Annotated in this window: 12 protein-coding genes; 3 read left to right on the forward strand and 9 right to left on the reverse strand. The window is 64.1% G+C overall.

Going from position 1 to position 14622, the window contains the following annotated elements; all coding sequences use genetic code 11:
* Nucleotides 1-334: 334 nt before the first annotated feature.
* Both frc and IEV38_RS13270 read left to right on the forward strand, forming a co-directional pair.
* Entirely contained in the window at nt 335-1585 is a 1251-nt protein-coding gene (frc, locus tag IEV38_RS13265; RefSeq protein ID WP_188396830.1) for a formyl-CoA transferase, read from the forward strand.
* Nucleotides 1586-1821: 236 nt separating this feature from the next.
* The gene (locus IEV38_RS13270; protein WP_188396832.1) at nt 1822-2964 is read left to right on the forward strand and encodes an ABC transporter substrate-binding protein; all 1143 of its coding nucleotides are present in this window, start codon (nt 1822-1824) and stop codon (nt 2962-2964) included.
* Between the two features lie 7 nt (nt 2965-2971).
* On the opposite strand, the gene IEV38_RS13275 is transcribed toward IEV38_RS13270, so the two are convergent.
* Nucleotides 2972-4240, reverse strand: a complete 1269-nt coding sequence (locus tag IEV38_RS13275) for a D-amino acid dehydrogenase (protein ID WP_188396834.1) — start codon at nt 4238-4240, stop codon at nt 2972-2974.
* Nucleotides 4241-4496: 256 nt separating this feature from the next.
* On the opposite strand from IEV38_RS13275, the gene IEV38_RS13280 reads away from it, so the two are divergent.
* The gene (locus IEV38_RS13280; RefSeq protein WP_188396836.1) at nt 4497-4832 is read left to right on the forward strand and encodes an HAD family hydrolase; all 336 of its coding nucleotides are present in this window, start codon (nt 4497-4499) and stop codon (nt 4830-4832) included.
* Between the two features lie 64 nt (nt 4833-4896).
* Here the strand turns inward: IEV38_RS13280 and IEV38_RS13285 are convergent, their stop codons facing one another.
* From IEV38_RS13285 to murU, 8 genes are all read right to left on the reverse strand, one after another.
* Nucleotides 4897-5223 carry a P-II family nitrogen regulator gene (locus tag IEV38_RS13285; protein ID WP_188396838.1) on the reverse strand — a complete coding sequence of 109 codons (327 nt, stop codon included), beginning with the start codon at nt 5221-5223 and terminating at the stop codon, nt 4897-4899.
* Nucleotides 5224-5290: 67 nt separating this feature from the next.
* On the reverse strand, nt 5291-8392 hold the full coding sequence (locus IEV38_RS13290) for an efflux RND transporter permease subunit (RefSeq protein ID WP_188396839.1): 3102 nt from the start codon (nt 8390-8392) through the stop codon (nt 5291-5293).
* Between the two features lie 3 nt (nt 8393-8395).
* Nucleotides 8396-9544 (reverse strand): efflux RND transporter periplasmic adaptor subunit, encoded by a 1149-nt coding sequence (locus IEV38_RS13295; protein ID WP_188396842.1) that lies wholly within the window; start codon nt 9542-9544, stop codon nt 8396-8398.
* A complete protein-coding gene (locus tag IEV38_RS13300) occupies nt 9541-10782 on the reverse strand; it encodes a TolC family protein (protein ID WP_188396843.1) in 1242 nt (413 codons plus the stop codon). Before IEV38_RS13300 ends, IEV38_RS13295 begins: the two co-directional genes overlap by 4 nt.
* Before the next feature lie 92 nt (nt 10783-10874).
* Nucleotides 10875-11297 carry a hypothetical protein gene (locus IEV38_RS13305; protein WP_188396845.1) on the reverse strand — a complete coding sequence of 141 codons (423 nt, stop codon included), beginning with the start codon at nt 11295-11297 and terminating at the stop codon, nt 10875-10877.
* 122 nt (nt 11298-11419) lie between these two features.
* Complete coding sequence (locus tag IEV38_RS13310; RefSeq protein WP_188396847.1) at nt 11420-12559, reverse strand: FAD-dependent monooxygenase; 1140 nt, start codon at nt 12557-12559, stop codon at nt 11420-11422.
* A gap of 4 nt (nt 12560-12563) precedes the next feature.
* Nucleotides 12564-13904 carry a Xaa-Pro aminopeptidase gene (pepP, locus tag IEV38_RS13315; RefSeq protein WP_188396849.1) on the reverse strand — a complete coding sequence of 447 codons (1341 nt, stop codon included), beginning with the start codon at nt 13902-13904 and terminating at the stop codon, nt 12564-12566.
* Nucleotides 13901-14620: an N-acetylmuramate alpha-1-phosphate uridylyltransferase MurU gene (murU, locus tag IEV38_RS13320; RefSeq protein WP_188396852.1), complete on the reverse strand. Its 720-nt coding sequence runs from the start codon at nt 14618-14620 to the stop codon at nt 13901-13903. Before murU ends, pepP begins: the two co-directional genes overlap by 4 nt.
* Nucleotides 14621-14622 lie beyond the last annotated feature (2 nt).

A 14622-nucleotide genomic window follows, 5' to 3' on the forward strand; every position in this document is an offset into this window, starting at 1 on the left:
GAGGAAGCAGTGCAATACGCTGCATGCGGAAAATGCAGGGTATTTTTGCGTCGTGTGGAAAATTGACCGCGATCAATGCCGTTACGGGGCGGGCGTCGCTATGATACGGCCACCCGAATACGATGGGGCGAGTTGCAAGCTATGGCCTTCCGGCATTGCTGCGGCGGCACTCCTCCTACAGGCGCGATGAATGTCCAGCCGCGCCGGTAGTGATAATATCTCGCACCATGGTTCGCCGAAGTGCGACGCAAATTTACCGGATTTGATTGAGTTGAACGCAGCGTGAGTGGACTCATGTTCGCTCGCGCTTTTTTGTACAGACAAAGGAGTAGTGATGAGTAAGGCATTGAGCGGTTATCGCATTCTTGATTTCACGCACGTACAGTCCGGCCCTGCATGCACGCAGTTGCTGGCCTGGTTTGGCGCAGACGTGATCAAGGTTGAGCGCGCAGGTGAAGGCGACGTCACGCGCAGCCAACTGCGCGACATCCCCGATGCCGACAGCCTGTACTTCACGATGCTGAACGGTAACAAGCGTTCGATCACGCTGGACACCAAGAACCCGAAGGGCAAGGCTGTCCTTGAGAAGCTGATCAAGGAGTGTGACGTTCTGGTCGAGAACTTCGCACCTGGCGCGCTGGACCGCATGGGCTTCAGCTGGGAGCGCATCCAGGAACTGAACCCGAAGATGATCATGGCATCGGTCAAGGGTTTCGGTCCCGGTCCGTACGAAAACTGCAAGGTCTATGAAAACGTTGCGCAATGCGCAGGCGGTGCTGCATCCACCACCGGTTTCGACGACGGCCCACCACTGGTGACCGGCGCGCAGATCGGCGACACTGGTACCGGCATGCACCTCGCACTGGGCATCATGGCTGCACTGATTCAGCGTCAGACCACCGGCCGTGGCCAGAAAGTGCTGGCTTCCATGCAGGACGCCGTGCTGAACCTGTGCCGCGTCAAGCTGCGCGACCAGCAGCGCCTGGAACGCACCGGCGTGATGAAGGAATATCCGCAATATCCGGATACCCCGTTTGGCGAAGCCGTGCCGCGTGCCGGCAATGCATCGGGCGGTGGCCAGCCGGGCTCCGTGCTGAAGTGCAAGGGCTGGGAAACCGATCCGAACGCCTATATCTACTTCATCGCGCAGGCGCCGGTCTGGGAGCAGATCTGCAAGGTGATCGGCAAGGAAGAATGGCTGACCGATCCGGAATACGCAACGCCGGCTACCCGTCTGCCGCACCTGAAGAACATCTTCGCGACGGTCGAGGAATGGACCAAGACCAAGACCAAGTTCGAGGCGATGGACATCCTCAACAAGTTCGACATCCCTTGCGGCCCGATCCTGTCGATGAAGGAAATCGCCGAAGAGCAGGCGCTGCGCGATACCGGCACCATCGTGGAAGTCGATCACCCGGTGCGCGGCAAGTACCTGACCGTCGGCAACCCGATCAAGCTGTCGGACAGCCCGACCGAAGTGACGCGCTCGCCGTTGCTCGGTGAGCATAATGAAGAAGTGCTGACCCAGCTCGGTTACTCGGCCGAACTGATTGCGGAACTGCGCGCTGAACGTGTGATTTCGTAATCTGTCTCCCCGCCATGAAAAAACCCCTCTTCGGAGGGGTTTTTTGTTGTGTGGCTGCAAACAAAGCGCTGTTGTCGTTGCAGATTGTCCCTGGTTCATGGATGAACTGCTTGCCTAACGAGCTTGCATTGAGGCAATCTTCATAATCCTGTCCTGCAGTCTCATTCCTGGTTTAACAATTCGCATCAAGACGAATGTGGAAGGCGCAGGCGGCATGTCCCGGGAGGAGAGAAGAGATGAAAAGAGCGATATGGGCGAGGATGCTGGCCTGTCTGTGCCTGGCGGCGACATTCCAGGTGGCAGGCGCGGAAGACGGCGTCTCTGATGGCGCGATCTTGATCGGCCAGACCATTGGCGTGACCGGGCCGCTGGCCGGCACGGTCAAGGAAATGAACGAGGGCGCGCAAGCCTATTTCGCGCATGTGAACAAGCAGGGTGGCATTCATGGCCGCCGCATCGAACTGCGTACGCTCGACGATCAGGATGTGCCCGAGAAGGCGGCCGCCAACGCGCGTACGTTGATCGAATCGGAAAAGGTGTTCGCGCTGTTCCAGAGCCGCGGCACGCCGCAGACGCTGGCGATCCTGCCCGAGATCGGCGTGCGCAAGGTGCCGCTGATCGCGCCGAGCACGGGTGCCGAAAGCCTGCACGTGCCGCTCAACCGGCTGGTTTTCAATGTGCGTGCCAAGTACCAGGACGAAGTCATCAAGGCCATCGAGCATTTCAACACGCTCGGGATGAAGAGCATCGGCTTGCTGACCTACGAGCAGGACGATGCGCTCGGCATCGATGGCGTGAACGGCTTCAACAAGGGCATGACGCAGTTCAAGCTGACGCCAGCCGTCATCGAGATATTCCCGCGCGTAAAACCGGATGTCGATGCGGTGGCGAAGAAACTGATCGCGGCCAATCCCACTGCACTGATCATCGTCAGCTCCGGCGTCAATACGGTGAACGTGATCAAGGCGATCCGCGCAGGGGGCGGCCGCATGCAGATCATGACCTTGTCGAACAATGCCTCCCAGGATTTCATCCAGAGTCTCGGCAAGGATGCAGCCGGCGTCATGGTTTCGCAGATCACGCCGCCGCCGACCTCGTCGGTAACCGGCCTTGGCAAGGAATTCCAGAGCGTGGCGAAGACGTCCGGCATGACGGTATCGTATGCGGCGATGGAGGGTTTCATCTCGGCCAAGGTACTGGTCGAAGGATTGCGTCGCTCCGGCCGCAACCTGACGCGTGAAGGATTGATCCGGGCGATGGAAGGCATGCAGCGCGTCGATATTGGCGGCGTCATGATCAGCTATGGCGAACGCGACCACAGCGGCAGCGATTTCGTCGAACTGACCCTGATCGGCAAGGACGGACGTTACGTGCGTTGATCGCTCGCTACATGCCGGTGAAGCGGAAATCCACTTCCGGCAGCCGGCCGCAGATGATGTCGGCAATCGCGCGGCCCGAACCGCATCCCATGGTCCATCCCAGCGAACCGTGGCCGGTGTTCAGGTACAGGTTGGCATAGCGCGTGCTGCCGATGTAGGGGATGTTGGACGGCGTCAGCGGACGCAGCCCTGCCCAGTAGACCGGATTGTCATAGTCGCAGGCAGCCGGAAACAGCGTGCGTGCGCGTTGCGTGATCGCCTCGCAGCGCGCCGGGTTCAGTTCGCGCGAATAGCCGTTGAACTCGCAGGTGCCGGCCACGCGCAGTCGGTTGCCCAGGCGCGATACCACCAGCTTGTACTCATCGTCGATCAGCGACACCGTGGGTGCGGCAGCACTATCCGCGATGGCATAGGTCGCCGAATAGCCCTTGCCCGGATAGATCGGCAGGTCGATCCCCAACGGCCGCAGCAGATCGACCGAAAAACTTCCGCATGCCATCACGAAGGCATCTGCCCGAAGCGTGCGATGCCGGCCCTGCGCATCGATCACTTCCACACCCATGACCTTGGCCGACGCGCCTGCGCCTTCCGTGAGCAGGCGCGTCGCGCTGTGGTTGAAGAGAAAGCGCACGCCGCCTTGCGCGGCACGTTGCGCCAGCCCCGTCGTGAAACCATGGATGTCGCCCGATTCGTCGCTTGGCGTGAAATCGGCTCCGACCAGTTGCGAGCGGATGGCGGCCAGCGCCGGCTCGAGGCGCACCGCTTCGTCGATGGTCAGCGGATCGCGCGGACAGCCGAGCTCGCGCATGATGGCGGCCGATGCCAGCGAATTGTCGAATTCCTTCCGGTCGGTATAGAAGTGCAGGATGCCGCGCGTCAGGCAGTCGTATTCGATGCCGGTCTCGGCGCGGACCTGCTGCAGCGTGCGGCGGCTGTATTCGGCGATCGCCACGATCTGACGGATGTTGTAGGCGGTGCGCGCAGGCGTGCATTCGCGCAGGAAGCGCATGCCCCATTTCCACTGGAACCACTCGGGCCGGAAGCGATAGAGCAGCGGGGCATCTTCCTTGCCCAGCGAGCGCAGCAGTGTCAGCGGCGCAGTCTTGTTGGCCCAGGGCGTCGCATGCGAGACCGAGATCTGGCAGCCGTTGGCAAAGCTGGTTTCCTGCGCCGGTCCGGGCTGGCGGTCGATCACCGTGACGTCGTGGCCGGCCTGATGCAGAAACCAGGCCGAGGCGGTGCCGATGATGCCGGAGCCGAGAACGATGATCTTCATGAAGGATGCGCAGGGAAGGCCGCAGGGGCAGGCAGGAGATGCGCAAGGCTACCGGGTTTTACTCGGCGCGCCCATGACGGCTGTCAAGAAGCGCCATAATCTCGGCTTCCAATTCATAAGTTATGAATAATGATATTGATTAAATACTTTAACTATACGTAATCGTTCATGGCGTTTAGGATGCAAGTAAGGTTGGCAAACATGCGAAGCCGCGATTGCCAGAGATGCAGCACCTGCAGCATACGAGGAGAAGTCCATGAGCAATACCGTACTTGAGCAATGCCCGATCGGCCCGGAAGTCACCTGCCATCTGGCCGCCTACAATGCCGCCTTCTACGAGCTCGGCCTGAGCTGGCACTGGGACGACGAGACTTTCCACGCCCTGCAGAGCCTGCCGTGCGAGCGCGAGTGGATCAAGGCCTACATGAAGACGCATCAGTCGCACCTGCTGAACGCCTACGATCCGGATTTCCTGATTGATGCGATCCAGTCCACCAAGGCGCGCTGCTTCGAAACCATGACCGATGGCGGTGCGAAGAAGGCTGCGTCGGTCAACTGGGCCGAATTCCAGCAGGCCGAAGTCGGCGTCTGATCCTCATGCGGCATGGCCGGCCTGTGGTCGACGGCCTGCGCCATGCCGCGCAATGCGGCTGCCTTCAGGGCGCAGACGGTTCCCACATGTAGTGAAACTGCTCGACGGACGTCATCCAGACGATGCCGTCGCCGATCTGCCCGATGGCGCTGATCTGCCGGATGGTCTCGTAGAGGCGGGCGGCGTACTGGTCCTCGACCACGATCTCGATGCGGACCTTGGGCGAGAAATCGAGCAGTTCTTCCTTGTGCCCGCGCGGCTGATGCCGTGACGGCGCGCTACAGCCTTCCACCTGCGTGATCGTCATGCCGGGAAAGCCCGGCGTATTGCGCAGCGCCTCGCTGACGTCGTCCAGCCGCACCGGACGGATGATGGCCTTGATTTCCTTCATGATGCATTCCTTTCCTGTGATGCCCGCGCCGTCGCCGTGGATGACGCGGGCCTAGTTTGCGAGCGGGTCAGGCTTCGCCCGGGTTGTCGTCGAACCAGCGGTACAGCACCGGCAGCACCAGCAGCGTCAGCGCGGTACAGGTGATGAGTCCGCCGATCACGACCACCGCCAGCGGCTTTTGCACTTCCGATCCCGGTCCCGTCGCGAACAGGAAGGGCACCAGCCCGAGCATGGCAACGGTGGCGGTCATCATGACGGGACGGAAGCGCATGGTGGCACCCTTGACGACCGCTTCCGCCAGTTCCAGTCCTTCCGTGCGCAGCTTCCTGATGTAGGACACCATCACCACGCCGTTGAGCACGGCGATGCCCCACAGCGCGATGAAGCCGACCGAGGCCGGCACCGACAGGTATTCGCCGGTCACGAACAGCCCGACGATGCCGCCGATGGAGGCGAACGGCAGCACGGTGATGATCAGCGTCGCGTAGCGCACCGAATTGAACAGCAGGAACAGCAGGAAGAAAATCGCAGCCACGGTGGCCGGCACGATGATCGCCAGATGGCCGAGCGCGCGCTCCATGTTCTGGAACTGGCCGCCCCATTCGAAGTAATAGCCGGACGGCAGCTGTACCTTGCCCTGGACCGCTTGCTGCAGTTCGGCCACGAAACCGCCAAGATCGCGGTTCTCGACGTTGATGGCGACCACCACGCGGCGCTTGCCGCCCTCGCGGCTCACCTGTGCCGGACCGTCGCGTACCTCGATCTGCGCCAGGCTGTCGAGCGGGACGCGCACGCCGTGCGGCGTGGTCAGCAGGATCTGCCGGATCGCCTGTACGTCGCCGCGGAAATCGTCGGGCAGTCGCACTGCGGCCGAGAAACGGCGTTCGCCCTCGAAGATTTCGGTGGCGGTCTTGCCGGCGATGGCGACCTCGATCACGTCGTGTATGTCGGATACGTTCAGGCCGTAGCGCGCGATGGCCTGGCGGTCGATGTTGATCGACAGGTACTGCTGACCCGCCACGCGCTCGACGCGGATGTCGCGCGCGCCCTGGATCTTCTCGGCCACACGCGCGACTTCCTGTGCTTTCTGCAGCAGGCGATCGAGATCCTCGCCGAAGACCTTGACGGCGACGTCGGAACGCACGCCGGTCACCATCTCGTCGACGCGGTCCGAGATCGGCTGCGCCATCACGACCTGGGCGCTCGGTATGACCGCCAGCCGCTTCTGGATCTCGGCGGCGATGGTGTCCTGAGTCCATCCCTCCGGCCATTCGTCCTTCGGTTTCAGGCTGACGATGGGCGTCGACTCGTTCTGCGCCTGCGGATCGGCCGGACTCTCGCCGCGACCCACGCCGGAGATCGCCGATTTCACGCCCGGCACTTGCATGACCAGGCCCATGGCCTGTTTCTCGAGCGCGATCGATTCCTCGAGCGAGATGTTGGGCACGCGGTTGATGCCGGGAACGATGGAGCCTTCCTTCATTTCCGGAATGAAGGCGGTACCCAGCAGCGGCAGCAGCGCGACCGAGAGCGCGAACGCGCCGACGGCGAGCACCAGCGTCTTCTTCGCGTTCTTCAGCACCCAGTCCAGCATGCGCAGATAGTGCCGCTTCATGAACGCGATGACGCGCGTGTCGTGCTCGGCGCCACCCTTGAGCAGATAGGACGACAGTACCGGCGACAGGGTCAGCGACAGGATCAGCGAGATCGCCAGCGCGATCGCGATGGTGTAGGCCAGCGGCGCGAACATCTTGCCTTCCATGCCCTGCAGCGTCATCAGCGGCAGGAAGACGAGAATGATGATGCCGATGCCGAACACCACGGGCGTCGCCACTTCGAGGACGGCGTTGAGGATGATCTGTATCTTGCGCTTGCCGTACTTGTTGGGACGCCCCAGGTGTTCGAAGGCGTTCTCGACCACCACCACCGAGCCGTCGACCATGAGCCCGATCGCGACCGCGAGCCCGCCGAGCGACATCAGATTGGCCGAGATGCCGAGCTGGTTCATGAAGAAGAAGGTCAGCAGCGGCGTCAGCACCAGCGTCGCCACCACGATCAGCGAGGAACGCACGTCGCCGAGGAAGATGAAGAGGATCACCACCACCAGTGCCACGCCTTCGAGCAGCACCTTGGCCACCGTCCACAGGGCGGCGTCGACCAGTTCGCTGCGATCGTAGTAGGACACGATCTGCAGCCCGTCGGGCAGCATGCCCTGGCTGTTGATCTCGGCGACGCGCTCCTTGATGCGCGACACCACCTCTTTCGCATTGCCGCCGCGCATCATCATGACGATGCCGCCCACCGATTCGGTCACCCCGTTCTTCACCAGTGCGCCGTAGCGGACTTCGTGCCCCATGCCGACGGTGGCAACGTCGCGCACGTAGATCGGCGTGCCGTTCGATTCGGCCAGCACGATGTTGCCGATGTCTTCTAGGTTCTCGATCAGGCCGACGCCGCGGATCAGGTACTGCTCCGCGTAGTGCGGCAGGATGCCGCCGCCCGAGTTGGCATTGTTGCGCGCGAGTCCTTCGTACACCTGGTTCAGCTTGATGCCGTAGTGGTTCATGCGATCCGGGTTGACGAGTACCTGGTACTGCTTGACGTAGCCGCCTTGCGAATTGATCTCGGCGACCTGCGGGATGGAACGCAGCAGCGGACGTACGACCCAGTCCTGCACGATGCGGCGCTCCGTCAGTTCCTTCTGCGTCAGTTCGCGGTCGCCGTCGTCGGGTTTGTCGAGCGTGTACTGGTAGACCTCGCCGAGGCCGGTCGAGACCGGACCCAGCACCGGCGTGACGCCGGACGGCATGCGCGAACCGATCTCGATCAGGCGTTCCATCACGAGTTGTCGGGCGAAATAGACGTCGGTGGCGTCGGTAAAGACCAGCGTGATCAGCGACAGGCCCGGCTTGTTCAGCGAGCGCATCTCTTCCAGTCCGGGCAGGCCGGTCATGGCGATCTCGATCGGGACCGTCACGAAACGTTCGACTTCCTCCGGCGAGCGGCCGGTGGCGTCGGTGGCGATCTGTACCTGTACGTTGGTCACATCGGGAAAGGCATCGACCGACAGCTTGCGCATGGCGTCCGCGCCCATCACGAGGGCGATGACGGCCAGGACGACAACGATCAGCCGCTGCTGCAGAGCGGTGCGGATTGTCTTCTCTAGCATGGCTTACTCCTGGGCGACGCCGGTACGCTGGTTGTTCAGATGGAAGGCGCCTTCGGTCACGATGCGGTCGCCTTCCTTGAGGCCGGACACGACGGTACGTGTGCCGTTGTGCGACTGGCCAAGTTGCACCTGGGTCGCGCGGTACTGGCCCTCCCTGCTCTCGACATAGACGAGATCCTCGTTCTCGAAGCGGACCACGGCTGAAGCCGGAATCACCAGCTGATCGGTGGGCCGGCTGGCGATCAGCATGGTCGCCAGCATGGCCGGCTTCAGGCGGCCGTCCTTGTTGTCGAGCGCGGTGCGTACCTGCACGGTACGGGTTTCCGGGTTGACGATCTGGCCGACGTAGATGAGTTCGCCGGCGATGCGGCGATGACCGAGCGCCGGCACCTCGATGTCGACCATCTGCCCGACCTCGACCAGATCGGCCTGCTGCTCCGGCACTTCGGCCACGGCCCACACCTGCGACAGGTCGGCCACGGTGAACAGCGCATCGGCGGGCTGCACCACCTGGCCCGGCGCGACCTTGAACTCGACCACCGAGCCGCGCAGTGTGGAGACCACCGGCGAGAACGAACTGATCTCGCCGCTCTTGCCGAGGTTGGCAATCGTGCCGGCCGACATGCCGAGCACCTTGAGCTGATCGGACGCGGCGCGCGATTCGGCGGCGGCGACCGCCGCCTCGTTCTCGCGGCGCTGCAATTCGGCCTTGCCGATGACGTCGGCGGCGAACAGCTGGCGTGCGCGTTCCTTGTTGTCCATCTGCAGTTCGGCCTGCGCGCGCGCCTTCAGATAGGCGAGCTGCGCGCTGCCGAGTTCGGTGCTGTGCAGGCGCGCCAGCACGTCGCCGGGCTTGACGGCCTGGCCGAGCGTGGTCGTGATGTCGGCCACGCGGCCGGTGACCGGCGCGCCGATGCGCGCCATGCGCTGGCGGTCGAAGTCGATCAGGCCGGCCACGCGCAGCACGTCGCTGAACGGCGCCATCTTGACCGTGTCGAGCTTGATGCGGGCGCGCATCGCCTCGTCGGCGACGACGGTATTGGGATCGGTCTGCTTGGCCGGCTCGGCGGCAGGTTGCGGTTTGTCGCCGCAGGCGGCGAGCGAGAGGCAAAGCGCAATCAGCGCTGCGGAGGAAGAGAGTCGCGGATTCATGGATGAGTACCTGTAAGGGGTTTGGCCAGCAGCCGTTCGATTTCGATGGCGGCCACGTGCAGATCGAACTGGGCGGCGATGAGGTCGTTGCGTGCGGTGCGCAGCACGCGTTGCGCGTCGAGATAATCGATGATGCCGCGCTCGCCGTAGCGATAGGCGGCTTCTGCGACGCGCAGGGCGCTTTCGGCCTGTCGCACGATGCCCGATTCCAGCGCCTCGACCTGCGAGGCGGCGATCTGGTATTGCTGGTAGGCGGAATCGAGCTGCTGCGTCATCTCGAATTCGCGTGCCTCGAGCAGGCCGCGGACGCGTATGGCATTGGCGGCGGCCTCGTCGATCGGACCGCGATTACGATCCCACAGCGGCAGCGTCATGACGATGCCGAACTGCGTGTCGCGTACTTCGGGGTCGCGCGTCGAGCTCGCCTTGAGCGCCACGTTCGGCATGCGCAGTGCGCGCTGGTAATCGATGGCGACCCCGGCACGTTCGAGTTCGCGGCGATACTGGATCAGTTCGGGATTGGTCGACAGCATGGTCTGTCGCAATTCCTCGAGCGTGGTCAGCGGCGCCACCTTGCCCATGCTGCCTTCGACCGCGAAGCCGACCGGCAGGATCTCGCCGATCTGTCCGCGCAGGAAGGACTTGGCCTGATTGACGCGCAACAGGGCGCTCTGGCTGTTCTTCTGGGCGTTCAGCAGTTCGGCGCCAACGCGGATGGCTTCGTACCTGGGCGCATCGCCGACGTCGACGCGCACCTGGGCGCGCTCGTGCAACTGCTGCGTGAGCGCCAGGTCCTCGAGCGTGGCTTCGAACTCGGCCTCGCGGCGCAGGGTTTCATAGAAGCCGCGCTTGACCTGTGCCAGCAGTTCAACCACGAACTGATCCTGGCCGGCGGCGGTGGCGCCGAGTGTCTTGCGTGCCATTTCCTGACGCAGGTAGCGCTGGCTGGGCAGGTCGATTCTTTGCGTGATCGCGACGGTCTGGCCGGTGCCGGTTGCAGCACCCGGTACGCGGGCCGAGACGCGGCCGCTGGTGTATTCGACTTCGGGATTCGGGTAGGCAGCGGCCGAGGCGATGCCGGCGCGCGCAGCATCGACACCGGCTGCGGCTGCTTCCACCCCCTTGTTTCCCTGCATGGCGAGGGACAGGAGCTGGTCGAGTGTATAGGGCTGCGCTGCGGTCGCACAGGACCACACGCCGGCCAGACACACCGACACGAGGAGTGTGATTGGTTTCATGGACTTTCGTTGAAGCGAGGTCACGCCGCGCCTTGCTGCACGCGACGAGGAAAAGGAATGGCTCGCAGGCTATTCCGACAGGAAAGGGAAGATCAGGCCTTCAGTGAAGGCGGGCGGTAGGAGCGGAAAGCCGGTCCCATTCGAGGCGGATGGGCGGACGCGAGGGCCGGTGCGTTGTGCACTTCTGCACTGACCAGGGGAGCGTACAGCAGCAGGTCGAGTTCGTGCGGATCGGGCGACTGCGTATCGGCAAGTGTGCTGTCGCCAGGCGAGGCTTGGCAGCCATGGTTGCCAGCAAACGCTTCGTTCCAGGGAGCGGTCGGCCGTTCGGCGACGAGGGCAAAGGTGCCGTCGGCGGTAGGCAATCCCTGCCGGAGCAGGGCGGTCTGCGCGGCAGGGAAGTCGCCGCGCACGGAGGCTGCATTCTGCTGCGGACCCTGGCATGCGACGGAGTCCGTCCACGCCCACGAGAGCGCAAGACAGAGCATGAACAGGAACGCAGAGAAATGACGCATGGACGGAATTGTACCGATAGCCCGGGTTTTCGTGTAGCGCGCTTTCATTTCGGATCTCGCAAGGGACTGTGACGCTGGTCTTGCGAGCAAGTTCCATGCCGTAGCGGCAGCGGAACCGGCGATCAGTTGCGTCGGCCGTACATCATTTGTTCCGCCAGCAGTTTCTTGGCGGACGGCAGGCCGTCGATGCAGCCCAGCGACAGTCCGAGGATTCCCTGCACCGGGCTGCCCTGCGGCGAGGAGGCGAAGATGCGCGCCATCAGATCGGTCAGCCGCGTGGTGGTGCGACGATCGCTGCGGCGCGCGGCGGTGAAGAGGAGGGCCGCATTCTCCAGGCTTTCGGTTTGCAGGATGTTTGCCAGTACGGTTGCGTCGCGCAGGCCCAGATTGAGTCCCTGGCCGGCAACCGGGTGCAGCGTCTGCGCGGCATTGCCGATGGCGACCACGTGCCGGCGATCGGCGACGTGCGCATTGAGTCCGAGCGCAAAGGCGCCGCGTGGGGAGACGCCGGTGAAGCGTCCGAGCCGTGTGCCGAACGCGTGGCCCAGTTCTTCCAGGAACTTGCGGTCCTCCAGCGCGAGCAGCCGTCGTGCCGATTCCGGGCGCACACACCAGACCAGCGCATAGCCGTCTTCCTGCGGCAACAGGGCCAGCGGGCCTTCGTCGCAGAACCGTTCGAAGGCGCGGTGCGGAACCGGCGCATCGGCCTTCACGTGCGCGACCACGGCGGTCTGCTCGTAGTCGCGATGCAGTTTCTTCCTTTCCTGTTCGCCGAACACGCCGCCTTCGGCCTGCACCACGAGACGGGCGACGAGGGATGGCTGGTTCCCGAACACGATGCGGGCGCCGCCTTCCACGTCGAGGATGCCGGTCACGGTGGCGGGACGTATCAGGCGGATGCCGCTCTTCGCAACCTGGCGCTCGAGCGCCTCGACGATGGCGCCGTAGCGCAGCACGTAGCCGAGCGCCGGCAGGCGGTATGCGCTGCGGTCGATCAGCGTACGGCCGAAATGACCGCGACGCGAGACATGGATCTGTTCGATGGCGGTGGCGGCGGACGGCCATGCATCGAGCTGTTCGAGAATCTGCCGGCTGCCCCACGACAGCGCGATCGAGCGCGGGTCGCGCACGGCCTGTTGCGCCGGCCGCGCATCGATCAGCGCGATGCATGAGGGTGCAATGCCGCGCTGCACGAGCATGACGGCCAGTGCCAGGCCGACCGGTCCGGCGCCGCAGATGGCGATGTCGACGTCGGTCTGCATGCTGTCAGCGCGCGGTATCGCGCATCAGCGCTTCGATGTCGGCCACCGTCTTGGGGGCGGCGGCGCTCAGGATGTGCACGCCGTCGGCAGTGACCAGCGCGTCGTCCTCGATGCGGATGCCGATGTTCCAGTACTGCTCCGGCACGCCTTCGGCCGGTTGCACGTAGATGCCGGGTTCGACCGTCAGCACCATGCCGGCTTCGAGCGTGCGCCACGGGCGGTCGGCGCCGGCCGGCGCCGGGTCGCGATAGTCGCCGACGTCATGCACGTCCATGCCGAGCCAGTGGCCGGTGCGGTGCATGTAGAACTGGCTGTAGGCGCGGCTTTCGATCACGTCGTCGAGATGGCCGACCTTGTCGGCGTCGAGCAGGCCGGTGTCGAGCATGCCCTGCGCCAGCACGCGCACGGCGGCATCGTGGCCGTCCATGAAGCGCTTGCCGGGACGCGTCTCTTCGATCGCGGCGTACTGCGAGGCCAGCACGATTTCGTAGAGTTCCTTCTGCGGGCCGGAGAATCGGCCGTTGGCAGGGAAGGTACGCGTGATGTCGGAAGCATAGCTGTCGAGTTCGCAGCCGGCGTCGATGAGCACCAGGTCGCCGTCCTTGAGTTCGGCATCGCCGGCGCGGTAGTGCAGCACGCAGGCATTGGGGCCGGTGGCGACGATGGAGGTGTAGGCCGGAAACTGTGCGCCGCTGGTGCGGAATTCGTGCAGTAGTTCGGCTTCCAGATGGTATTCGCGCAGGCCGGGACGCGCGAGGCGCATGGCGCGGCGGTGCGCGGCAGCGGCGATGTCGGCCGAGCGCTGCATGATATCGATCTCGGTCGCATCCTTCTTCAGGCGCATGTCGTCGAGCAGGATCTGCACGTCGTAGGCGGCGGCCGGCGGCGTGACGCCGGCACGCGCCTGCGCGCGCACCGATTGCAGCCAGCGCTGCACCTGCGCATCGAGCTTGGCGTCGCTGCCGAGCGCGTAATACAGCGCCGGCGCATTGGCCATCAGTCTGGGCAGTTCGGCATCGATGGCGTCGATCGCATGGGCAGCATCGACGCCGAAGGTGGTGCGCGCCGCTTCCGGACCGTAGCGGAAGCCGTCCCAGATTTCGCGTTCGAGATTCTTTTCGCGGCAGAACAGGATGGATTCGTTTTTCTCGCCTGCGACCAGCACCAGCACGGCTTCGGGTTCGGTGAAGCCGGTCAGGTAATAGAAATAGCTGTCGTGGCGATACGGATAGTCGGCGTCGCGATTGCGCATGACTTCGGGCGCGGTCGGGAGGATGGCGACGCCGCCGCCCCTGGCCTGCATCTGCGCGATCAGCGCCGCGCGGCGCGTTGCATAGGGATTCATTTGATGATGCCTCCTGTCGGCGGCGCATTCAGTGCCGCCAGTCGTTCCGGGGTGCCGACGTCGGTCCAGTCGCCGCGATAGAGTTCGCCGCCGATCTGGCCGCGCGCCGCGTATTCGCGCAGCAGCGTGACCAGTTTGGCGGGCTGGCCCGCTTCGATGGCGTCGAACATCGACGGACGATAGACGCCGATGCCGGAGAAGGTATGGCGCGGTTCGCCTTCATTGGCGATGCCGAAGCTGTTCAGCGCGAAGTCGCCCTGCGGATTGTGCGCCGGGTTCCTGACCAGGTACAGCCAGGCGACGTCGCGCCGGTCGGCCGGATGCGGATTGCCCCAGACGTCGTTGTCCTCCAGCACGTCGAATGTCTGTCTGAAATCGAAATGGGGGCAGTAGATGTCGCCTGCAAGGGCAAGGAAGGGTTGCTCGCCGAGCAGGTGGCGCGCCTGGGCGATGCCGCCGGCGGTCTCGAGCGCGGTGCCCTCGGCCGAATAGGCGATGCGTGCGCCGAAGCGTTCGCCGTTGCCGAGCGCCTCCTCGATCAGGTGACCCAGGTGTGCGTGATTGATGACGATCTCGGTGATGCCGGCGCGCACCAGGTTGAGGATGTGCCAGACGATCAGCGGACGGCCGCGCACCTTGAGCAGCGGCTTGGGGCAGGCATCGGTCAGCGGGCGCATGCGCTCGCCGCGGCCGGCGGCAAAGATCATCGCTTTCATCG

It is taken from the genome of Oxalicibacterium flavum (assembly GCF_014635065.1).
Taxonomy (GTDB): Bacteria; Pseudomonadota; Gammaproteobacteria; order Burkholderiales; family Burkholderiaceae_D; genus Oxalicibacterium; species Oxalicibacterium flavum.